The organism is Cohnella endophytica, assembly GCF_003628305.1.
Lineage (GTDB): Bacteria > Bacillota > Bacilli > Paenibacillales > Paenibacillaceae > Cohnella > Cohnella endophytica.
The window spans coordinates 480,504-501,755 of sequence record NZ_RBZM01000006.1; the positions used below are offsets into that span (position 1 = coordinate 480,504).

General features: G+C 52.3%; 20 protein-coding genes and 1 other annotated feature. Of the genes, 16 read left to right on the top strand and 4 right to left on the bottom strand.

The features are described from left to right. Positions 1–6: 6 nt before the first annotated feature. On the top strand, positions 7–1,098 hold the full coding sequence (locus D7Z26_RS15865; protein ID WP_120977947.1) for an acyltransferase family protein: 1,092 nt from the start codon (positions 7–9) through the stop codon (positions 1,096–1,098). Between the two features lie 63 nt (positions 1,099–1,161). On the opposite strand, the gene D7Z26_RS28010 is transcribed toward D7Z26_RS15865, so the two are convergent. Further along, a complete protein-coding gene (locus D7Z26_RS28010) occupies positions 1,162–3,924 on the bottom strand; it encodes a glycosyl hydrolase family 28-related protein (protein ID WP_120977948.1) in 2,763 nt (920 codons plus the stop codon). Positions 3,925–4,245: 321 nt separating this feature from the next. Here D7Z26_RS28010 and cls point away from each other — a divergent pair, with 321 nt between their 5' ends. Further along, complete coding sequence (cls, locus tag D7Z26_RS15875) at positions 4,246–5,688, top strand: cardiolipin synthase (RefSeq protein WP_120977949.1); 1,443 nt, start codon at positions 4,246–4,248, stop codon at positions 5,686–5,688. Between the two features lie 4 nt (positions 5,689–5,692). Here cls and ligD read toward each other — a convergent pair whose 3' ends face one another. Further along, complete coding sequence (gene ligD / locus D7Z26_RS15880; RefSeq protein ID WP_120977950.1) at positions 5,693–6,577, bottom strand: non-homologous end-joining DNA ligase; 885 nt, start codon at positions 6,575–6,577, stop codon at positions 5,693–5,695. A 186-nt stretch (positions 6,578–6,763) separates the two neighbouring features. Between ligD and D7Z26_RS15885 the strand changes: the two genes are divergently transcribed. Further along, positions 6,764–8,404 carry an MDR family MFS transporter gene (locus D7Z26_RS15885; protein ID WP_120977951.1) on the top strand — a complete coding sequence of 547 codons (1,641 nt, stop codon included), beginning with the start codon at positions 6,764–6,766 and terminating at the stop codon, positions 8,402–8,404. Further along, the gene (locus D7Z26_RS15890; RefSeq protein ID WP_120977952.1) at positions 8,376–9,317 is read left to right on the top strand and encodes an ATP-dependent DNA ligase; all 942 of its coding nucleotides are present in this window, start codon (positions 8,376–8,378) and stop codon (positions 9,315–9,317) included. The genes D7Z26_RS15885 and D7Z26_RS15890 overlap by 29 nt, the downstream gene beginning before the upstream one ends. A 17-nt stretch (positions 9,318–9,334) precedes the next feature. On the opposite strand, the gene ku is transcribed toward D7Z26_RS15890, so the two are convergent. After that, on the bottom strand, positions 9,335–10,228 hold the full coding sequence (gene ku / locus D7Z26_RS15895) for a non-homologous end joining protein Ku (protein WP_120977953.1): 894 nt from the start codon (positions 10,226–10,228) through the stop codon (positions 9,335–9,337). 115 nt (positions 10,229–10,343) lie between these two features. On the opposite strand from ku, the gene D7Z26_RS27515 reads away from it, so the two are divergent. The 3 genes from D7Z26_RS27515 (at position 10,344) to D7Z26_RS15905 (ending at position 11,371) form a co-directional block, all read left to right on the top strand. Beyond that, positions 10,344–10,517, top strand: coding sequence for a hypothetical protein (locus D7Z26_RS27515; RefSeq protein WP_199731721.1), 174 nt, complete (start codon positions 10,344–10,346; stop codon positions 10,515–10,517). Then, positions 10,514–10,702 (top strand): H-type small acid-soluble spore protein, encoded by a 189-nt coding sequence (locus tag D7Z26_RS15900; RefSeq protein WP_120977954.1) that lies wholly within the window; start codon positions 10,514–10,516, stop codon positions 10,700–10,702. The genes D7Z26_RS27515 and D7Z26_RS15900 overlap by 4 nt, the downstream gene beginning before the upstream one ends. 105 nt (positions 10,703–10,807) lie before the next feature. Continuing rightward, the gene (locus D7Z26_RS15905; protein ID WP_120977955.1) at positions 10,808–11,371 is read left to right on the top strand and encodes an FAD-dependent oxidoreductase; all 564 of its coding nucleotides are present in this window, start codon (positions 10,808–10,810) and stop codon (positions 11,369–11,371) included. Between the two features lie 69 nt (positions 11,372–11,440). Here D7Z26_RS15905 and D7Z26_RS15910 read toward each other — a convergent pair whose 3' ends face one another. Further along, a complete protein-coding gene (locus D7Z26_RS15910) occupies positions 11,441–12,169 on the bottom strand; it encodes a CAP domain-containing protein (protein WP_120977956.1) in 729 nt (242 codons plus the stop codon). Positions 12,170–12,449: 280 nt separating this feature from the next. On the opposite strand from D7Z26_RS15910, the gene D7Z26_RS15915 reads away from it, so the two are divergent. The 9 genes from D7Z26_RS15915 (at position 12,450) to D7Z26_RS15955 (ending at position 20,732) form a co-directional block, all read left to right on the top strand. Beyond that, on the top strand, positions 12,450–13,364 hold the full coding sequence (locus D7Z26_RS15915; RefSeq protein WP_120977957.1) for a hypothetical protein: 915 nt from the start codon (positions 12,450–12,452) through the stop codon (positions 13,362–13,364). 126 nt (positions 13,365–13,490) lie between these two features. Next, positions 13,491–14,525, top strand: coding sequence for a thiamine-phosphate kinase (thiL, locus tag D7Z26_RS15920; RefSeq protein WP_233566951.1), 1,035 nt, complete (start codon positions 13,491–13,493; stop codon positions 14,523–14,525). Between the two features lie 9 nt (positions 14,526–14,534). Next, positions 14,535–15,056 (top strand): tRNA (adenosine(37)-N6)-threonylcarbamoyltransferase complex ATPase subunit type 1 TsaE, encoded by a 522-nt coding sequence (gene tsaE, locus D7Z26_RS15925; protein WP_120977992.1) that lies wholly within the window; start codon positions 14,535–14,537, stop codon positions 15,054–15,056. Continuing rightward, positions 15,053–15,871 carry a tRNA (adenosine(37)-N6)-threonylcarbamoyltransferase complex dimerization subunit type 1 TsaB gene (gene tsaB / locus D7Z26_RS15930; RefSeq protein ID WP_120977958.1) on the top strand — a complete coding sequence of 273 codons (819 nt, stop codon included), beginning with the start codon at positions 15,053–15,055 and terminating at the stop codon, positions 15,869–15,871. Before tsaE ends, tsaB begins: the two co-directional genes overlap by 4 nt. A 19-nt stretch (positions 15,872–15,890) precedes the next feature. Beyond that, positions 15,891–16,370, top strand: coding sequence for a ribosomal protein S18-alanine N-acetyltransferase (gene rimI / locus D7Z26_RS15935; protein WP_120977993.1), 480 nt, complete (start codon positions 15,891–15,893; stop codon positions 16,368–16,370). Next, on the top strand, positions 16,367–17,449 hold the full coding sequence (gene tsaD / locus D7Z26_RS15940) for a tRNA (adenosine(37)-N6)-threonylcarbamoyltransferase complex transferase subunit TsaD (protein WP_120977959.1): 1,083 nt from the start codon (positions 16,367–16,369) through the stop codon (positions 17,447–17,449). The genes rimI and tsaD overlap by 4 nt, the downstream gene beginning before the upstream one ends. Before the next feature lie 94 nt (positions 17,450–17,543). After that, positions 17,544–17,810, top strand: a binding site (T-box leader). Positions 17,811–17,905: 95 nt separating this feature from the next. Then, the gene (locus D7Z26_RS15945; protein WP_120977960.1) at positions 17,906–18,130 is read left to right on the top strand and encodes a hypothetical protein; all 225 of its coding nucleotides are present in this window, start codon (positions 17,906–17,908) and stop codon (positions 18,128–18,130) included. 152 nt (positions 18,131–18,282) lie between these two features. Further along, entirely contained in the window at positions 18,283–19,878 is a 1,596-nt protein-coding gene (locus D7Z26_RS15950; RefSeq protein WP_120977994.1) for a 2-isopropylmalate synthase, read from the top strand. Positions 19,879–19,913: 35 nt separating this feature from the next. Continuing rightward, positions 19,914–20,732, top strand: a complete 819-nt coding sequence (locus D7Z26_RS15955; RefSeq protein ID WP_120977961.1) for a class I SAM-dependent methyltransferase — start codon at positions 19,914–19,916, stop codon at positions 20,730–20,732. The last annotated feature ends 520 nt before the right edge of the window (positions 20,733–21,252 follow it).

A 21,252-nucleotide genomic window follows, 5' to 3' on the forward strand; every position in this document is an offset into this window, starting at 1 on the left:
GGTCGAATGGAAAAAAAGTTTATCAAAGAGGTTAATTCGATTAGGGCAATAGCTTGTTTATGCGTTGTTTTCCTGCATGCGATTCAGCAGCGTTTGTTTACTTGGAACAATAACGCGTTACATACGGTCTTGGGGCTTCTCGCCTTCGGCACGGCGACATTCGTCTTTTTGTCGGAACTTATCCTGTCGCGCTCTTATCCGGATCGACTGCCGAGCTTTTTTATTAAGAAGCGCGTAATCCCGATCCTTGTTCCTTTTATCGTTTTTTGCTTCTTTTATGCCTTTATCGCGAACTACGACAACATACCGCATCTCATCAGAGCTTTCACGTTTAACCTATTAGGCAACTATCACGGCCCATGGTTTATTCTTGTCATCTTGCAGTTTTATGCCCTGCACCAAATCTTCGTCAAGTATTTAAGCAAGGTATCGGCATTCATCATCTTAACCGGATCGTTTTTCATAAACATGGCCTATCTCGCCATATTCAATCTCTGCGCGCCTCCCAGAGAAACCGGATTTATTGCTTTCCTTTGGGAAGGCGGTTATTGGGTTCCTTGCCTCGGTTGGTTGTTCTACTTTTCGCTCGCGTACTATTGCGGCAAAAATTACGAAAGATTCATCCAGGAGCTGACAGAGCACCGTTCTTTCGTACTTATCGCGCCGATATTCGCTATGGCTTTAGTTGTGTACGTCGATTCGTTCCATATTATGCCTTACGGTTCTAAAAGAATGGATATGATTCTATTCACGGTTGCGATGGTTCTGTCCCTGTTCCTTATCTTTTCTCAGTTAAAGAAACAACCCGCGATCTTGGAATTCGTAAGCCAATACTCATTCGGAATATTCTTGATTCACCTGTTCTTTATCAAAGTGACGAATAAAGCGTTACACGTGCTCGGGTTGCGATTGGGATACTTCGAAATTCCGATTCTGTTCTTGTCGGCGGTCATAGCTTCCGTAATCGTCGTACACGCGGTGAATAAATTACCGCTAGGAAAATACTTGATCGGAGGTTTAAGGTCGACCGTAAAGACGGTTGATCCTTATAGGCAAGAAATTAGAACGGGGGAAGGGCTTGAAGTTATTAAACAATAACAATATGAAGCAGCACCGGGAGATGAATACGATGAAAATCGTATCCATCTCCCGGCATGAAGTTTATCCTACGATGTTAATCTCGACATCATCGAAATAAATGGCTTGGTTCCCTCCGCTGTCCCATACCGTCATATAACAACGAATGAAGTAATGCGTGGCCCATACCGGGCTGCGTCTAAAGGGTTCTCCGTCCGTAAACCGAGTCCATCCGCTAGGACTGCTCGTTAAGTTATACGGCAGGCTACCCCGGACTTGCTCGTAGGAAATGATCGGAACTCCGCTGCTGTTCGACGACAAGATCGCCCAACCGGATTCGATCGTAAAGCTTCCGGACCCGCCGGTTCCCGCTTTGTTAAACCAAATGCTCGCATTTATCATGGCTTGCGGAACGGTAATGGGAACCGCGATTACGAACGCGCATCCGGAGTAGGGACCATACGTTTTATTCGCTTTTAACGAACTGTTTCCCGATCTTTTGAAGGCGGTACTGATCGATAGGGAAATATTGCTGCCGGTGAATCGGTTCGTAATGGGGCTCGTATCTTCCGTAATAAAGATATTGTCTTTTATCGTTGATTGTTCGAATCCGCCATCGACGAGCGAGTTTTGAGTGCTCGATAGCAATAACGGGTTCTGCGTGATCACATAGGAATGGATGTTTTGCAAGATGAACGAACCCGGGCCGGTTGCCCAATAGTCGGTAGAGGTTTTAGCGTTGTTAACGAAACAGTTGGCAATGCGGCAGGAACTGTTTGCATTGATCAGGTTCACGATATAAGGGGCGGTATGAGGAAGCCCGTTCGTAATGAGAATCCAGCTTCCGTCGATATCCAGATAGGCATCGCTATCCAACTTGAACGGTGCCTCGGTATAATCGCTGCCTTCGATATGGCAATTCGTCAAGAACACCCTAGATTGGTAAATGTCGAATTGTTTGGAGTTATAATCGAACGAGCAGGATTGAAAAATAAAGCTCGAGGCATCGCCCTTAACTATGACGGCTTGCGTGGAGTTGTAGAACGTACAGCCGTTAAAGCTGATTTTTTCCCCGCCGTCGACGATATTCGCATTCTGATTAACGCAAATTCCGCAATAATAGACGTCAAGACCATAGTGGTTGATTAGATAGGCGCGATCTCCGTAGTCGAGCCCGATCCCGAAGTAGGAAATATTCAGATTTCTTAGCGTGATGTGCGAGCTTCCTTCGCCATTTCCGCCAACCGTATTGAATCTAATCCCCGTTACGTTTCCGCTCTGGGAGTTGCCCACCAATTTCAAGCCTTCAATGACCGTAGTCGATTGCTTATAGGGTTGATTGACGGTTCCCGTAAGATTGATCGCTACCCCGCTGGTCATGGAACTTGCGTCAAGAGTTGCGCCTCGCGATATGATGCTCACGTAACTCACGTTAACCGTAAGGGTGGAGGTTATTTTGTATACGCCCGGAGGGAATTCTAGCGCATCTCCTTTTCCTGCACTGACAATGGCATTGAGCGCTCTTTGAATAGCTGCGGTATCGTCCGTCGTGCCGTTTCCTTTGGCTCCGTAATCCGTTACGTTAACGCTAATCGTATTATTGCTGTTACTAGGGATGTTAATCTTGCCGCCTTCGATCGCTTTCCAGTCGTAAGTGCCGTCGGCAAGCTTCAAGCATATATAGCGGGTGTCTAACGTGCCAGTCGCGCCTTGAACGTGATAATCTTTACCTAAATAGGAAACGCTTGGGGCCGGCAACGCATTAACCGAAGAGACGATCGTAACCGAGCCTCCGCCTCCCGCCGGCCCGGCAGGTCCCGTAGCTCCGGTAGGGCCAGCAGTTCCAGTTGCACCCGTAGCTCCATTAGAACCGGCAGGCCCGGTAGCACCAGTAGCTCCAGTAGTTCCATTAGATCCGGCAGGCCCGGTAGCACCAGTAGCTCCAGTAGTTCCATTAGATCCGGCAGGCCCGGTAGCACCAGTAGCTCCAGTAGTTCCACTAGATCCGGCAGGCCCGGTAGCACCAGTAGCTCCAGTAGCTCCAGTAGTTCCACTAGATCCGGCAGGCCCGGTAGCACCAGTAGCTCCAGTAGTTCCACTAGATCCGGCAGGCCCGGTAGCACCAGTAGCTCCTGTAGTTCCAATAGCTCCAGTAGCTCCAGTCGGCCCCGCAGGTCCAATCGGCCCAGTCGGCCCAGTCGTTCCTCCAGAACCTCCAGCCGGTCCGGTAGCTCCTGTTGCTCCCGTCGGGCCGGCAGCGCCGGTTGCGCCAGTGTCACCTTTCGTGCCGGCTTGACCGATAGCGCCAGTAGCACCAGTAACACCGGTAGTACCAGTAGCACCAGTAGCGCCAGTAGTGCCTGTAGCGCCAGTAGCCCCCTTCGGACCGGCAGGTCCGACGGCACCTATAGCACCAGTGTCACCTTTCGTGCCGGTTTGGCCGGCGGCTCCGGTAGCGCCCGTAGTACCAGTAGCGCCAGTTGCCCCTTTCGGACCAGCAGGTCCGACGGCACCAGTCGGTCCCGTTGGTCCGGTCGGGCCGGTCGGTCCCGTCTTTCCGACTGAACCGCTTGATGGTCCCGTAGCCCCGGTCGGCCCTACCGCTCCGGTAGCGCCCGTAGCTCCTTTTGAACCGGCAGGTCCCGCAGCACCGGTCGGCCCCTTAATATTGCCGACGATTTGCCATGAACCGGATGACTTCTTGTATACGTCTCCGTTAGTCGTATTTAAATAATAGTCTCCGTTAGAGCCGGTCTTTGAACTGGGGACGCTTGTCCCATTAAACCAAGTAGAACCGTTGTTTCCACTACTTCCATTTCCGCTCAAAGACAAATTCGAGTCCGTCATAAACAATCCAACCTCCCTTCGTTTTACGCGAAGAATGGCTTTTTCATGCGAACCCGCATCTAAGCCCATTCTTGAGCAAGAACTTTTGCAGGGCTTATCCTAGAGGATTCGACGATCAAAACGTCATTACTCTAGTCCTCTCCCATAATTACAAAGTATGCATGAACTTAGGGATGGCAACGGGAACAACCGCCGATAATAGTAATGAGAATTTTGCTAGCCATTTCATAGAATCGAAGATTAGGTTTCCAAACTCCCGCGATGGGTAATGATGATATAATTACCTTGTGAAATCATTAACAAAATAGCGAGGACAACCCGATGATTGCGCTTGGAATAACGATCCTTCTCCTTATTTTCATCTTCCAGGCGGCCACGATCCTGCTCTTGGAATTTCGCAGACCCGCGCACGCCACGGCGTGGCTGTTCATTCTGTTCCTGTTCCCATTGGTCGGATTCATTCTTTACTACTTCCTGGCGACCGAATACCGCAGGAGCAGGAAGGCCCGAAGGCGGGCGATGCAAGACCAACGGAGACGGGCGAAGTTGTTGTCGATGAGCAATAATCTCAAATCCGTCAACGAGTTGCCTTGGGAAGATCCCGTTTCTCAATCCAGATTGTTCCGAGCCTTGCTTAAAGGGGGCGAGCTCCCGATCACCGGACGCAATCGAAGCGAAATATATAGCAACGGAATGGATACTTACGAGGCGATGTTGGAGGCGATTAGAGGGGCGAAGCATCACATTCATATGTCCTCTTATATCGTCAGAGACGACGAGATCGGCAGGAAGTTCCAGCAGGCTCTCATAGACAAAGCGCGTCAAGGGGTCAAAGTGAAACTGCTGTACGACGGAATCGGCAGCATTAAGCTGAAAATGACGTATATCCACACTCTGCGTAACGAGGGCGTCGAATGCGCCTGTTTCTTTCCGCTGCGGCCTTCCTTTTTGAAGAAAAGGATGAACTACCGCAATCATCGTAAAATCATGGTCGCCGACGGACTGGTCGGCTTCGTCGGAGGGATTAACGTTGGCGACGAATACGTCGGCAGACACCCTCGCCTCGGCTTTTGGAGGGATACCCACCTTAGATTGGAGGGGGATTCCGTCTATTGGCTGCAGGCCGTATTTCTCAAGGACTGGGAGATCGCGACCCGCCGGAAGCAGAATACTCCGGATGCGCCGTCGTACTTTCCGCCGCATGGATTCGAGGACGGGGAAGCGGTGCAGATCGTTCCGGCGGGGCCGAATCGGAAAGGGGACGCGATTCACGACTCCGTGTTCGCGATGACCCGTTCCGCGCGCGAACGGATTTGGATCACGACGCCGTACTTCATCCCGAGCGCGAGCATCGCGATGGCATTGCACGACGCGGCCATGAGCGGCCTCGATGTCCGACTGATCATTCCTTACGTTCCCGACACGTGGCTGGTGCATTTCGCGACGTTATCGTACGTGGAAGAGATGATGAGATCGGGCGTGCGGGTATGGCAGTACAAAAAGGGTTTTATCCATGCGAAGTCGCTCGTCGTAGACAAGCTGGTGGCGGTAGTAGGCTCGGCGAACATGGATCTGCGCAGCTTTTACAGCAATTTCGAGATCAACGCCCATCTGTTCGATCCGAACGCGATTGCCCGCGTGGAGGAACTCTTCCTTCAAGATCTTAAGGACGCCGAAGAGATCAACTTGCAGAAGTTCCTGAGAAGGCCGCGGAAGCAAAAAATAAGGGAAGCGATGTCGCGAATTCTATCCCCCTTGCTTTAAAGGTTTACTTTGGAAGCCGATTCAAGATCGGCTTCAACGATTGGCGCGGTACGTTCTTGAGCAGGTCTCCTCGGTTGCGTAGCCGCTCCATAATGTTAAGCAAATGATAATCCGTAGGTTTGACGTCTTGCCGGACTTCCTCCCAGGCGATCGGAGTCGACAACGTAGCTCCCGGTCTTGCGCGGGGAGAATAAGGCGCGGGAAGCGTCTTGCCGGCGTAATGCTGCAGATAGTCCAGATAGATGCGATTCCCCCGGTCCTTCTTTAACCGTTCGACGGTAAAGAGATCGGGTTTTTTGGCGACCAGATATTCCGAGATGAACTTGCCGAAGCCCCGCAGTTCATCGAAGGTCGGACCGCGTTCGATCGGCATGACGATCTGTACGCCCGTTGCGCCCGACGTCTTCGGCAGGGCTTGTAATCCAAGCGAATCCAGCAATTCCCCGACGAGGGAGACGGCTTCCATCAATCGGGGTTCGACTTCGAGAGTAGGATCGATATCGAGCATCCAAGTATTGGGGAGCGGGGTCGAGATCTCGTCGGAGGAAACATGGAATTCCAGACTGTACAAGCTCCCCATCCATAGCAATGTCGGCACGGAATCCATCACGACGTAACGGATGTCCCCGTCTTGCTCGGTATGAACAAAATCCGGAGCGGGACGAGGACAATTTTTCTGGTAAAAAGTCGTGCCGTGGATCCCCTCGGGATAACGTATCGTCGTTAAATAGCGGTCGGAAGTATAGGGGAGCAGATAAGGCGCGAGCTCGGCAAGCAACCGGATATAGTCGAGCTTCGTAATGCCGGCCTCCGGCCAGATCGGCTTGTCGGGATGCGTGACGCGCAGCTCGAACTCCCCGAGCCGGACGACCGTCGCGGGTTGAGGCATTGACAGCGCTCCTTTCCAATGAAGGATCTGATCGAATTTACCGACCCTTCTCATAATTTCCTTGTATAACGATTTTTGGATGATATATTAAAATGAGATTCGAAAAATCGAATCGTGTCATATAAGATAATCGTTTGCAATTATGACCGCTCTTAATCATTCTGGGTACTTATCGGGGGTAAAAGAATGGAATTAGAGTTACAATCACCAAACAAAAGCAATGAAAACAAAGTGTTGCTGATTGGAATATTTATTGCCATATTTTTCGCTTCAATCGACGAGACGGTTACCGATACGGCAGTCGCGCGAATAGTGGGCGATCTTGGGGGATTATCTTTAATGCCCTGGATTACATCGGCCTTTATGCTTGCCTCTCTATGCGTAATGCCTACGGTTGGCAAGCTTTGCGATCGATTCGGACGAAGAACAGTGTATGTTTCGGGATTGTTTATTTTTATGGTTGGTTCAGCCTTCTGCGGACTATCTAACGATATGACGCAACTGATCCTGTTTCGAGCTTTACAAGGTTTCGGAGCGGGTATTATGGTTCCAATGGCGTTAATTGTTATAGGAGATATGTATACCGCGGAGAAAAGAGCAAAAATGCAAAGCATGATCTACGCCTTATATGGAGTAACTGCGGTGTTAGGTCCTTTAGTCGGAGGATGGATCATTGTTGTATCCTCATGGAGATGGGTATTTTATATCAATCTACCCTTTGGTTTATTATCTATTCTATTGATTTCGTTGAAATATAAGAATCACAAATCAGAATCCAAAGAAAAGATCGATTTGGGCGGTATTTTCACGCTTGCTGGAGGCACTACAAGTTTAATGCTTGGTTTAACCTTTGGTGGATCAATATATGCCTGGATTTCTTGGCAAATAGGTTCAATTTTATTGCTTTCCGTTGTATGTTTTGGATTGTTTATTCGAATAGAATTGAAGACCAAACAACCGATCATTCCGCTTCATCTATTTAAGAATAAAAATTTTCTGGTGATAAACGGTATTTCATTCATGCTGGCAGCTTGTATTTTTGGAGCGCTTATTTTCGTTCCTTTTTATTTACAAGGCGTGCTCGACTATAGCCCAGCTGCTTCTGGTTTAATTATGCTCGCAATTGTATGGTCCATGACAGTCGCTGGCATCGTGGGCGGAAAATGGGTCTTTCATATCGGAGTTCGGACACAGATGATTATCGGAGCGGTGTTGATGGGGATTGGCTTCTATCTGTTATCTATCCTGGATTTGAATACCTCGATCCCGGCTATGATTGCATCGTTATCGATTACGGGTATCGGCATCGGTTTAATCATGCCACTCATCATGTTAGCTTTGTATGAGGTTTTCTCGAAAGACGAAATTACGACCATTGTTTCTTCTAGTCAATATTTCCGGCAAATCGGAGGAACTTTGGGAGCAACGATATTAGGTGCTCTATTAAATATGAGATCATCCATTATTCTAAAAGATCAATTGCTTCCTCATGTCAATCAATTGTCCGAGCCCAATCAAGAATTAGTGAATCAAGTTAAGGGTATGATAGATAACAATCCGCAACAACTATTATCTCCGCTCTTTAATGCAGATGTAGCGAATGTATTTCCTATTTCAATGAGAGACGAGATCAATCCTGTATTAACGAGTACGCTTTCAAGTTCCTTACATGCTGTATTTATAGGTGGACTCGTACTAGCATGTATCACCCTTGCCTTAGCGTTCATAGTCGGCAATATACGAATTGCCAAGAAGAGTGAGGAAGCCTCCATTTCTAATGCTGCAGAGGATCAGACGAATGAACCTAACGCCAGTTATTCCGTTTGAACCCATTAACTCGACAATCATTCCCAAAGGGGATAACTGGATTGCACAGATCAAGTGGGACGGGGTAAGAATGCTTTCTTATTATGATGGAATTGAAGTCCGTCTAATCAATCGCAGGAAAAACGATCGTACGATGCAGTACCCTGAATTTAGGAGCCCATCAGAGTACTGCAGCGCATCAAGCTTCATTGTAGACGGGGAACTCATTGCTTTTGATTCTAATAAGCCTTCGTTTCATGAGATCATGAAGCGAGATAGCTTGCGGAGCAAGAAAAGTATTGAAATCGCAACATCTCAGGTTCCAGTAACTTTAATGGTATTTGATGTTCTTTATTGCAATGGAGAGTGGGTAGTGAATAGGTCGTTAGCTGAAAGACAAATCGTATTAAGTTCAATCATAAAGCCCAACCCTCACGTCCAGATCGTTCAGAACTTTACGGATGCGGATGGCTTATTCGATGTCATGAAAACTCATCATATGGAAGGCATTGTCTACAAGAATCTATCCAGTACTTACGTGATTTCGGGCAAAGATTCTCGATGGCAGAAAAGGAAACTGCACCAAGACCTTAATATGGTAATTGGCGGCGTAACCTATAGAGATAAAGTCGTTAATTCCATTTTATTAGGCGTATTTTCTAATGGATCATTGGTGTATGTGGGTCATGCGGGAGCAGGTAAATTAACTGTAGCTGACTGGATGGATTTAACGAGCAGGATTGAACCGTTAATCATCGCTAGCAATCCTTTTGCTAATAAACCGACAAGAAATAAAGATGCAGTATGGGTAAGACCAGAAATCGTGGTAAAGGTTCAGTTTATGGAGTGGACGCTTGGAAAAGCAATGAGGCATCCAACCATACAGGGTATTGTCGCAAATGGATCCATACAAGATTGTACATTTGATGCCTGAACAAATTCGGCTCCCGGTCAAGGAACCGCACCCTCTTTTTTGCGTCCCCGCGTACCGCGAGGTTTCGCCTTGCTCCGATCCGTCGGACTACCGGTCTCCGGTTCGCCGGCCTTGGATGCGGCTGCACCGGGTTCTCCCGGTTTTACGGCTTCCAAGCTTGCCTGAAGCGCGGCCATAAGGTCGATGACGTTCGTCCTTTCGGCAGCCGGCGCGGTAACCACGTCAACGCCTTCCCCGGATATTTTCCGCTGAATCGCATCCTGCAAGGCGATGCGATAATCGTCCGTATATTTCATCGGGTCGAAAGGGGTGGAGAGCTGGTCGATAAGCAGCTTCGCCATTGAGAGTTCCCGTTCGTTCACCGTTGTTTGCTCGGGCAAATTCGGTACTTGCTGTAACGGCCGAATCTCGTCCGGAAAATGCATCGTTTCCATGCAGATGCAATTTTCCAGCGGACGAATCGCGGCCAGACTGCTCTTGCTGCGGATCGCGATTTTGGCGATGCCGATTTTGCCGGATTGGCGCATCGCTTCGAGCAACAGATTATAAGCGCCCGATCCGGCTTGGTCCGGGGACAGGTAATAGGCTTTCTGGTAATAAAGCGGGTCGATTTCCGTCAAGTCGACGAAGTCGAGAATCTGAATCGTTCGCGTGTTTTCCGGTTTGATCGCCTCCAATTCGTCGGATTCGAACAGCACGAATCGACCTTTTTCAACTTCGTAGCCCTTGGAGATTTCCTCCCAGCCGACTTCCTTCTCGCAGTGCGCGCAAGTCCGGACGTTGGAGATCGGAGTGCCGCACTCCTTATGGATCATCCGAAGATGAACGTCTTTGTCTTCCGTGGCGGTGAACATCTTAACTGGAACATGGACTAATCCGAAGCTGATGGCGCCTTTCCATACCGTATGCATGTGCAGTTGCTCCTTTGGGGGATGACGTTCCTTTAAGGTTCCCTTTCGCATGGAAAACAACCGTTTCGGGCATATTGGATAAAGTTAAAAGCCATAACCGAGAGGAGCGATTAAGATGGGCGAGGAAGATTTCGACGGACATCCCGATTCGAAGCACGAAGGGAAAGACGTTTACGACATGGATATAGACCGGATGATCAACGAGGGATTAGGCGGAGGGCAAGTAACCGTTCATAACGGATTAATTACCGAATCTTCGACCGACTACATGGAGGCGGATAACCCATGAACGCGCAGAGAGCTCAGGAAATATACGAATCATCCGACAGGATCGCCGTTCAGCTTGATGACGGTCAGTCGGTGTGGATCGAGAAAGTGGACGTCGCGAACGGCGTGGCTACCGTTCAGGTTGGCCAAAGTCCCACGAACACGCAAACGGTGGATGTGGAACGGCTTAAGGAGCATAACCACTGAAATGGATAACTATCGATCTCTCCGCGGCGCTTACTTTTTGAAAGTAGGTTGATCGCATGTTACAATGGGGTAAGTTCCATTATATCCCTTGAAGGAGTGATTGAGATGTATGATGTTGCTATTATCGGCGGAGGTCCCGCAGGCGCTAGCGCGGCGATTTACACCGCTAAATCCGGAAAGAAGACGATCGTGATCGATAACGATCAGAGCGTTACCAAACGCGCTTGGATCGAAAACCATTACGGAGTCGAAGGAATCGCCGGCCCGGAGCTCGTGGCGATCGGCAAGAAGCAAGCCGCCAAGTTCGGAGCGGAGTTCGTGACGGCGAAGGCGACGAAGCTGACGGCCGGCGACGGCTTCATTACGGTGGAGACGGACGGGGAAACCTACGAGGCGGGTCACGTCATTATCGCTACGGGGATGTTCTTGGATATCGCGGAAACGAGCGGCGTTCGCACGAAACCGGGAACGGAGCCGAGAATCAAGACGATCGTCGATTGCACGCCCGAAGGCAAGACAAGCCTCGATAACGTATGGGTTGCCGGTACGGCTGCGGGCGTCAGCATGCATACGATCATTACCGCCGGAGACGGGGCGAAAGTCGCCATCAACGTCATTAGCGAGATTAACGGCGAGCGGTATGTGGATCACGACGTTCTGAAAGTATAGGAAGACGCCGAAAGGCCTAGCCGTCGCAGCGATGCGGGGCTAGGCCTTTTGTTGCTTCATGTCTAATCATTATCCGATAAATTCTTGAACCCATTCGCCGTTATAATAAGCGACGCCGATCGTCGTGAAGTTCGCGCTCAGGATGTTGGCGCGGTGACCGGGGCTATTCATCCAAGCCGTCATGACTTCTTGCGGAGTACGTTGGCCTTTGGCGATATTTTCGCCGGCGTAGCGATAGCTGATGCCGTAGGATTTCATCATGTCGAACGGCGAACCGTAAGTCGGCGAGGTATGGTCGAAGTAACCTTTGTTATACATATCCTTCGCTTTGTCCAACGCCATTTTCGTCAATGTTGCGTTCGTTGACTTAAGCGCGCTTAGACCGGCTTTGGCGCGTTCTTGATTGACCAAAGATACGACTTGAGTCGCGAATTCGGAAGTCGCGGTCGTCGATCCGGTGCCACCGCTGCCTTGGCTAGGCTGCGAAGGTTTGGATGGAGTCGTTGGAGTCGTAGGCGTTGTCGGCTTGCTCGGTTGCGTCGGCGGAGTTGTCGGCTTGCTCGGTTGAGTAACCGTACCGCTTCCGCCCGTTCCGTTCGGGTAAAGGTTTTTGAAATATTGTTGCAACAGGGCGTTCAGATCGTAACCCTGTAAAGTGTATGTTTGCACCGTCGTAACTACCGTCGCGTTCGGAGTAGCTGCCGAAGCGGCGCCGACGCCCGCCGGAATGGAAATGGCCAATGCCAGCGTACCTAATCCAAGGATTTTCGTGAAGCTGCTTTTTTTGTGCTTATTCATGAGAAAGTTCCCCCTTAAGTTGTGTGTTGGCTCGGTCTATCTCAAAGTCTATCAGCAGTCGCATGCGAAAACATTCCATAAAATATGTAAGAAGCCCGGCGGATCGTGCGGAAAGACCGGAGCGGCGGGGAATTGCGCGGTTGAATTACAAAACTCTCATTCTCGGAAAATGGAAATATGGAGGTAGATAGAAGGGTTTGAAGGTTGAAAAAGCGAATACCTATTCGCATGATGAGAGGCTCTGATCATAACCATACAAGGAATGCGGGGGGATTAAATAATGAACGCGATACTGACAAAACGCGAGTACGAGAAGGCGCGGCAATTTCTGTTGACGAAGGCAAGGAAGCTGGAAGCGGCGCAATTCCATTATGAATTCGAGCAAGGTTCGGAAGACGAGGTGCTCCGGGAATTGCTGCGATATCAGAACGACGACGGCGGCTTCGGGAAGGGGCTCGAACCGGATCTGCGCTGCGAGGAATCTTCGGCGCTGGCAACGACGACGGCTATGCAGTCGCTGGTTAGACTAACCGAATCCGCGATTCCGTTAATAGAGCGTGCCATGCGGTACTTCCGGAATAGCTATTCGGATTCCGGCAACGGATGGGACATCATCCCGAAGGAAGCGGAGCAAGCGCCAAGGGCGATCTGGTGGGAGTACGGAGCGTTCAAGGATAATTGGGGAAATCCGAACGCGGAGATCGCCGGCTACTTTAACCGTTTTACTGATCTTGCCGGATCTCACGGTTCGGAGTTTGCCGATCGGCTGAACGGATATGCTTTGCGTCATTTGCGGGAGAGCTGCGATCTTCGCGAGATGCACGAGATGTTGTGTTACGTTCGCTGGCAGGAGACGCTTCCCGCGGAAACTCGTCATGAAATTTCGGGACAATTGGATGAGTTCGTCGACAACTGCGTCATAGCCGATCCGGGCGATCGCATCGGATACGGGGGTTATCCGCTGATGGTCGTTCAGAGTACGGAAGATCGCTACTATTCGAAATACGCCGACGTCCTCCCGGGCGATCTGGATCGTTTGATCGAGAGCCAGTCCGCCGAAGGATGCTGGTCGCCGAATTGGGCTTGGGGCCGATATGATGAAGCGTGGGAGACGGCGAAGATGGAATGGCAAGGCGTCCTCACGCTTCAAGCTCTGCGTACTTTGCGTAACTTCGGCCGGCTCGAACGGAACTAGCGGACGTTATCCCTTTCGCGGACCGAAATCGTCATGCAGCCCTTTCGGCAAATGCCTTTCCGGCCTTTGCATGTTCAACCCTGCCCCGATATAATGAAGGGACATTATGACGAAAAGGGTGACGCCGTGCCGTCTCAGGATGAATTCGCGCTTATACGCGACTGGAATGATGGCCGGCAATCCGAGGAATTCCTCGACTCCGCCGGAATCGTACTGGGCATTGGCGACGATGCGGCCGTCGTAAGCGGAGCTTCGGATCGGGAATGGCTTTTCGCCGTGGATACGATGGTAGAGGACGTCCACTTCCGAGACGATACGATGGGCGAAGCGGACGTGGGTTACAAGGCGCTAGCGGCCAACGTCAGCGATATCGCGGCGATGGGCGGCGTACCTAGGCAAGCGCTCGTATCGATTAGCGCGCCTCCGTCATGGAACGGCGAACGAATGAAGCGTTTGTACGACGGGCTTTACGAATGCGCGGAGCGATATGGCATCGCCATCATCGGAGGGGATACGACTTCGGCTCCCCGGCAGCTTGTCGTTAGCGTGACGATCATCGGAACGGTCGAAGTCGGCCGGGCGATTCGCAGGAACGGAGCAAAGCCCGGGCAGTCGGTGTTTGTGACCGGGCCTACCGGGTTGTCGGCAGCCGGACTTCATGGCTTGTTGAAACAGAGGGATAGATCGAAGGAAACGTCGGTTGAGGAAGCAATTCCGCAGAGGCTTGTCCTTTCCCATAGACGTCCGGCGCCATCGGTAAGAGCGGGACGAATCTTGCTCGAGACGGGCTGGGGTTCTTCCCTGAACGACGTAAGCGACGGACTGGCCAGCGAAGCTTGGGAGATTGCCGAAGCTTCGCAAGCGAGGCTTGTGCTTCGCGAACGAGCGTTGCCCGTTTCCGGAGACTTGGCATCCTATGCCGGCGCTCAAGGCGTGCGTCTGCTAGATTGGATGCTCTACGGCGGCGAGGACTACGTGCTGATCGGAACCGTCGATCGGATTCACGAACTAGCTTTGAAGGAACGTTTTCGGGCGGAAGGTCTCCCCTTGTTCATTATCGGGGAAGTAGAGTCCGGGACGCCCGAAGTTGTGCTGGAGACGGCTTCCGGTACGCGCAAACCGCTCCGCAAGGGCGGTTATAATCATTTTCCGAAGGGATAACGTGGGATGATGCAGGGGAAACAGACGGACGGGGATTCGACGATCTATGTTCGGGTAGCCGGTACCGTGGAGGACACGGTCGCTTTCGCGGAAGAGCTCGCCCGATTGGCGGGACCGGGAAGCGTTCTGGCGTTGGACGGCGATCTTGGCGCGGGCAAAACGAGATTTGCCCAAGCGTTCGCGGCCGCGATCGGCGTGAAGGGGATCGTCAACAGTCCGACCTATACGATAATTAAAGAATACGAAGGGGACAAGCTTCCCTTCTACCATATGGACGTGTACCGTCTATCTCTCGAAGAGGCGGACGAACTGGGGCTCGACGAATATTTCCATGGCCAAGGCGTTACGCTGGTCGAATGGGCTTCCCTTATCGAGCCGATATTGCCGCCCGAACGCTTGCACATCCGATTGGAAACGACGGGGGCGGAGTCGCGCCGTATTTACTGTCGTCCGGTCGGAAGCGAATATGCGGGCTGGTGCGAACGATTAAAGCTCGACAAGTCAGACGGGGAAGGAGAATCGACGACATGAGCACGCAAGACAGAACCGGTAACAGCGAATCCAATCCGAATGTAACGATACTCGCTTTCGATACGTCGACGGCGGCATTTGCCGCGGCGATCGTAAGGGACGGGGTGCGGTTGGATGCTACGATTTCCTTCACCGAGCGGAATCATTCGGTCAAGCTATTGTCCGAGATCAAGGAATTGCTCGGCCGTAACGGGCTGCAAGGCAAAGATTTAGATGCTATCGCGGTAGGACAAGGACCGGGGTCGTATACCGGCGTTCGAATCGCGGTTACGGCTGCCAAGACGCTGGCTTGGACATGGGGTAAGCCTCTGATCGGCGTATCCAGCCTGGAAGCTCTCGCATTAGGGGCGTGGTCCGAGCTTCGAGAAAACGGAACGGATGTCGCGGAGCTTGGTGAACGAGCTTGGATCGTTCCGCTCATGGATGCAAGGAGAGGACAAGTATATACGTCCCGTTACTTGGTGGATCGAACGGGTAGCTGGGAACGTGCGGACGGCGACGGCATAAGGTTGATCGAGGATTGGTCGAAGCAGCTCGGACATCAGGCGGCGTCCGCTGACGGGAAGGGTTCGCCGTCTGTCTGGTTCGTCGGCGAGATCGGCGCGACCCAGCAGACCGCGATTGAACAAGCGCAGCTGGAAACCGATGTCCGCTTGCGGACGCTGGCCTGCGAGATGAGCGCCGTCGCCGTCGGCCAACTTGCCGGAATTCGATATCGGCAAGGCGAAAGAGACGACGTTCACGGGTTCGTCCCGAATTACACGCAGTTGGCGGAAGCGGAAGCGAAGCTGCTGGCGGTATCGCGGGGAGAGTGACGAAGTGGAATACCGTTTGATGAATTTGAACGACATCGCGGCCATCGTCGAGATCGAACGCGAAGCTTTTACTGCGCCATGGTCCGCGGAAGCGTTCCGCAACGAACTGACGAATAACCTGTTCGCCAAATATATGATCATGGAGCTGGACGATCAGATCTTAGGCTACGGCGGGATGTGGCTCATTATCGACGAGGCGCATGTCACGAACATTGCCGTCAAGGAAAAGCATCGGGGAATGGGGTATGGGGAGAAGCTGCTCCGGGAAATGATGCGGACGGCTTATTTCCTCGGCGCCAGGAGAATGACGCTTGAGGTTAGGGTATCCAATGAAATCGCGCAGTCCTTATACCGTAAATTAGGATTTACGCCTTCCGGCGTTCGACCCGCTTATTACTCGGATAATCTAGAGGACGCGCTCATTATGTGGGCGGATCTCTTGCCGGGCGAGGGCGAGGACGCGGAATACGAAGAGCTTGCAGAGGGGGAAGAGGCATGAGCGAAACGACGAACACGGCAGCATCCCCTTCGGATCATATAGAAAATCAGGAGCTTCCGGATAGCGGTTATTTGCTGCTGGCTATCGAGACGAGCTGCGACGAAACATCCGTAGCTGTCGTACGGAACGGCCGGGAAGTTCTTTCGAATATCATATCCAGCCAGATCGACACGCATCGCCAATTCGGAGGCGTCGTTCCGGAGATCGCTTCCCGTAAGCATGTCGAGAGCATGACTTTGATTATCGAAGAAGCGCTACGGGAAGCGCAAGTCGAATTGCCCGACATCGACGGAATCGCGGTAACCCAAGGGCCCGGATTGATCGGAGCTCTTCTCGTCGGCGTCGTGGCGGCGAAGAGCTTGGCGATGGCGCTAGACGTGCCTTTGATCGGAACCCATCATATCGCGGGTCACATTTACGCCAATCATCTGGTCGGGGACATCTTGTACCCGGCGATCGCGTTAGTCGTATCCGGCGGACATACGGAAATCGTGCTCCTCGAGTCGGAGGGCAAATTCCGCATGATCGGCCGGACGAGGGACGATGCGGTGGGCGAAGCATACGATAAAGTGGCGCGTGCGCTGCGTTTTCCTTATCCCGGCGGACCTTACGTCGATCGACTCGCGCAAGAAGCGACCGAGGAGGTCGTCTTGCCGCGCTCCTGGCTGGAGCCGGACTCGTACGATTTTAGCTTCAGCGGGTTGAAATCCGCCGTGCTGGCCGAGATCAATCGTTCCCGGATGAAAGGGGAGACGCCGGAGTTCTCGGCTTTGGCGAGAGGCTTCCAGCAGTCGGTTATCGACGTGGTGACGGGAAAAGCGATCAAGGCGGCGAAGGAATTCGGCGCCAGGCAGATGCTGCTTTGCGGCGGAGTGGCGGCTAACAAGGGACTGAGGACCAAACTGACGGAGCTGTGTGCGGAAGTGGGACTGCCACTGCTTATTCCGCCTAACAAGCTTTGCACGGATAACGCGGCCATGATCGCCGCGGCCGCGGATATGAAATGGCGCAGAAAGCAGTTCTCGTCGCTCGACTTGAAGGCCGAAGCGGTCATGTCGTTGGAAGAATGGTCGGTCTAACCCGGCGCTTCGCGAAAAAAAGTGCGGCTGGGGAATTGACAGACTATTTTTTGGTGAATATAATAAGACCAATCCCCGAGGGGAGCATAACACAACAAACGCGATGAACAGGAACAGTAGGGCAAACCCGGATATCAGAGAGCTGCGGGACGGTGCAACGCAGCGGATGGGAACCCGAAACTCACCTGGGAGCGGATGAGTGGAACTTGCGATGCCGTTAACGGCCCAAGCGTACATTCATACGGTTAACCCCCGTGAAGAGGTCCAAGCGGATATTTCCTGCCTGCCCTTTGCGGAATGGCGAACGGAAATGTCAACGAGAGTGGTACCGCGGATGGCTAATTAGCCCACCGTCTCTTATTCAGAGACAGTGGGCTTTTATATTTTTTACGCAATGAACGGGAGCAGTAAGCTTTCATCGGGTCCAGAGAGCTGCGGGGTGGTGCGACGCAGCCGATGAAGAAAGCCGAACTCGCCCGGGAGCGGAGCGGTGGAAAGGAATCGGCCGGAAGGACGATCCCGCGTACGTCGCTACGGTTGGCCCTCGATATCGGGCGCTCGCTGCTTTGGTCGACCGAACGACCGGAGAAGCGCACAAGTGGGAGAAACGTTCGTCCGTCGGAAGACGAACGCCTCCAAGCGGAGTGGTACCGCGGCGGCCTTAAAGCCCGTCGTCTCTAGCCTTAAGAGACGACGGGCTTTTTGCGTTATCCGGCGGAGGCAGGCAGCGCACCTGCAACCCCCGTTTCGACCGGTCCGGCGTTCTCTTGGATTGATCCGACATCCCTTACGGGATCCAAATCTAAGGAGGATGTACCCCTATGACAACGAACATGAACGTAAACTCGAACGTAAACGCAAATGAAAACGTGAATGAAGCCAAACGCCGCATCCAAATCTTCGATACGACGCTGAGAGACGGAGAGCAGGCGCCTGGCGCTTCCATGAAACCGGAGCAGAAAATCGTCATCGCCCGCCAACTGGCGCGACTGGGCGTCGACGTCATCGAGCCGGGCTTCCCGATTTCCAGTCCGGGAGAGTTCCAAGCGATACAGCAAATCTCGCGGGAGATTCAGAACGTGGAAATCTGCGGATTCGCGCGTTGCATGAAAGCCGATATCGACGCCGCCGTCGCGGCTACGCAGGATGCGGCCCGTCGCAGGCTTCACCTGTTCATCTCGGCTTCCCAAATCCATCTCGACTTCCAATTGCGCAAAACGCAGGATCAAGTGGTCGAAATGCTGCGATCCATGGTTGCATACGGCAAGCAATTCGTCGATCAAATCGAATTTTCTCCGATGGACGCTTCCCGTTCCAGCGAGGAATTCCTGTTCCGGGTCGTAGAAGCGGCCATCGAAGAAGGCGCGACGATCATTAACATTCCGGATACGATGGGGTATGCGCTGCCGGAGGAATTCGGTCCGTTGTTCACGCGGGTACGGCAAGGCGTTAGGGGCGGAGACAAAGTCGTCTACAGTACGCACTGCCATAACGACTTGGGCTTGGCCGTCGCGAATAGCTTGGCTGCCATCCGGCATGGCGTCACTCAAGTCGAAGTCAGCGTGAACGGGGTCGGCGAACGCGCGGGCAACTGTTCGCTGGAGGAGCTGGTCATGGCGATCGAGACGCGCGGCGAGTCCATGGGCGTCGAGACTGGCATCAACGTCGAGCACATTTACGAAACGTCGCGCATGGTCAGCCGCACGATGCATTTCCCGATCTCGTTCAATAAGCCTATCGTCGGCCGCAATGCGTTCCAGCACGAATCCGGAATCCATCAGGACGGTTTGCTGAAAAACCGCAATACTTACGAGATCATGGATCCGGAAGCGATGGGCATTCCCCGCAGCATGATCATTCTCGGCAAGCATTCCGGCCGCCACGCGATCAAACATCGCGTATCGGAGTTCGGCATTAAGCTGGGCGAGTCCGAGATAGAGGACCTGTACAACCGGTTCAAGGAAAAAGCCGACGAGCTCAAAATCGTGACGGACGACGTGCTGATGCAATTGGTCGGAGAGTCGACGGATACGATCGTACAGCCGTTCAGCTTGGTCGACTTGCAGGTGTTGGCGGGTTCCAACCGTTCTCGGATCGCGTCCGTAACGATCTATGACTCGGAGAACGAGACGGAACGGACATACACGGGATCGGGAGAAGGGCCGCTTGAAGCCGTCATCCAATGTATTCGCGAAGCGATGCCGGTCGACGCCGTGTTCGAGGATTTGGAGTTGCACTCCCTGTCGACGGGAGAGGACGCATCCGGAGAAGCGGTCGTTACGGTCGTTAGCGGAGGCCGCCGAAACATCGGATCGGCCATCCATAAGGACATCATCCTGGCTGCGGCGAAGGCGTACGTAGCGGCAGTGAATGGCGTCATCCTGACTCGTAAAATGCAAGAAGTTCGCAAGGAAGCTTCCGGAGAATAATTTTTCGGAACCTAGCGGCAGGGAGGGGGATTCGGTTGAGCGAGGCAAACGATAAAGTCATTCGTTATTACGGTTCGTTCGATGAATGGGGGCGCTTGGATCGCGAGCCGGTCGAATATCTCGTGAACGCCCATCACATCAAGGAAAACCTTTCCGGCTCCCGCCGGGTGCTCGACATAGGGGGAGGACCCGGGAAGTACGCGATTGCTTTGGCTCGGGAAGGGTACGAGGTCACGTTGGCCGATCTCTCCCCGAGACTCGTCGAGCAGGCTAGAATCAAGGCGAGGGAGTTCGGGGTAGAATCGCGTATGGGCGGCTTTCACGTGGCGGATGCACGAGATCTTAGCTTGTTCGAGGATGAACGGTTCGATGCGAGCTTGATGCTCGGACCGATGTATCATTTGCAGTCGTCGGAGGATCGTTTGTCGGCGGTCACGGAACTCAATCGCGTCACCAAACGCGGCGGCATTGTTTTCGTGGCATTTATGTCGCGGTTAAGGCACCTTGCGACCTCGTTGCTAGATCCGGTCGGATGGCGGCCGAACGATAACGCGAGGTCGATAACCGAGTTTATGGATACCGGGATGTTCGATCACAGCGACGAGGGACGTTTTACCGGCGCGTATTTCTCGGATATCGATTGGATAGAAGGTTATATGGAAGAGAACGGCTTCGAGAGCGTGAAGCTGATTGCCTCATCGAGCGTAGCGGGGGCGATGAAACCCGAGCAATGGGCGTACTGGCGTGACCGGGGAGAAGAGGAAACGATCCTGCGGATGGTGTTCGAAGCCTCGGAAAGCCCCTACTTGTTAGGAAGCTCATCGCATCTCCTCTACATCGGCCGAAAAAAATAGGTAACAGTCACGGGGCTGATCTTCATGGATTCTTATGAAGATTAGCCTCGTTAATGTTCGTAATGGGAAACCAACTACAGAGCACTCAGGAAACTCCGAGCAACCAATTAGTTTGACCAACTCCAACTACAGAGCACTCAGGAAACTCCGAGCAACCAATTAGTTTGACCAACTCCAACTACAGCGCACTAAGGTAACTCCGAGCAACCAATTAGTTTGACCAACTCCAACTACAGCGCACTCAAGTAACTCCGAGCAACTCCAAATGAACTCTGCCAACCTGTATTTTGTACAGCTACTTTTTGCGAATCTGTTGTTTTCGGAAAAAAACCTGTATTTCATACATGTAAAAACGTGTAATTGTGAGTTTTTCAAGCGAATAGCCTATTTCAAATGTACGATTCTCCAAGGCCCCCTAATTAAACTGGAGTCTTGTCCCCCAATTGAATTAGACTATTTGTATAGGGGAGGCGGACAGTATGCGTTTAGGGAAAGTGCTTGAGGAGAAACGAATGCAGAT

Coding starts and splice junctions, on each gene's coding strand:
- cls (WP_120977949.1), top strand. CDS start 4,246: ATGATTGCGCTTGGAATAACGATCCTTCTCCTTATTTTCATCTTCCAG.
- D7Z26_RS15905 (WP_120977955.1), top strand. CDS start 10,808: ATGTATGATGTTGCTATTATCGGCGGAGGTCCCGCAGGCGCTAGCGCG.
- D7Z26_RS15865 (WP_120977947.1), top strand. CDS start 7: ATGGAAAAAAAGTTTATCAAAGAGGTTAATTCGATTAGGGCAATAGCT.
- rimI (WP_120977993.1), top strand. CDS start 15,891: ATGAATTTGAACGACATCGCGGCCATCGTCGAGATCGAACGCGAAGCT.
- D7Z26_RS15915 (WP_120977957.1), top strand. CDS start 12,450: ATGAACGCGATACTGACAAAACGCGAGTACGAGAAGGCGCGGCAATTT.
- D7Z26_RS27515 (WP_199731721.1), top strand. CDS start 10,344: ATGGGCGAGGAAGATTTCGACGGACATCCCGATTCGAAGCACGAAGGG.
- D7Z26_RS28010 (WP_120977948.1), bottom strand. CDS start 3,924: ATGACGGACTCGAATTTGTCTTTGAGCGGAAATGGAAGTAGTGGAAAC.
- D7Z26_RS15910 (WP_120977956.1), bottom strand. CDS start 12,169: ATGAATAAGCACAAAAAAAGCAGCTTCACGAAAATCCTTGGATTAGGT.
- D7Z26_RS15950 (WP_120977994.1), top strand. CDS start 18,283: ATGAACGTAAACTCGAACGTAAACGCAAATGAAAACGTGAATGAAGCC.
- tsaD (WP_120977959.1), top strand. CDS start 16,367: ATGAGCGAAACGACGAACACGGCAGCATCCCCTTCGGATCATATAGAA.
- D7Z26_RS15885 (WP_120977951.1), top strand. CDS start 6,764: ATGGAATTAGAGTTACAATCACCAAACAAAAGCAATGAAAACAAAGTG.
- tsaB (WP_120977958.1), top strand. CDS start 15,053: ATGAGCACGCAAGACAGAACCGGTAACAGCGAATCCAATCCGAATGTA.
- D7Z26_RS15945 (WP_120977960.1), top strand. CDS start 17,906: ATGAAGAAAGCCGAACTCGCCCGGGAGCGGAGCGGTGGAAAGGAATCG.
- D7Z26_RS15900 (WP_120977954.1), top strand. CDS start 10,514: ATGAACGCGCAGAGAGCTCAGGAAATATACGAATCATCCGACAGGATC.
- ligD (WP_120977950.1), bottom strand. CDS start 6,577: ATGCCTCAACCCGCGACGGTCGTCCGGCTCGGGGAGTTCGAGCTGCGC.
- ku (WP_120977953.1), bottom strand. CDS start 10,228: ATGCATACGGTATGGAAAGGCGCCATCAGCTTCGGATTAGTCCATGTT.
- tsaE (WP_120977992.1), top strand. CDS start 14,535: ATGCAGGGGAAACAGACGGACGGGGATTCGACGATCTATGTTCGGGTA.
- D7Z26_RS15890 (WP_120977952.1), top strand. CDS start 8,376: ATGAACCTAACGCCAGTTATTCCGTTTGAACCCATTAACTCGACAATC.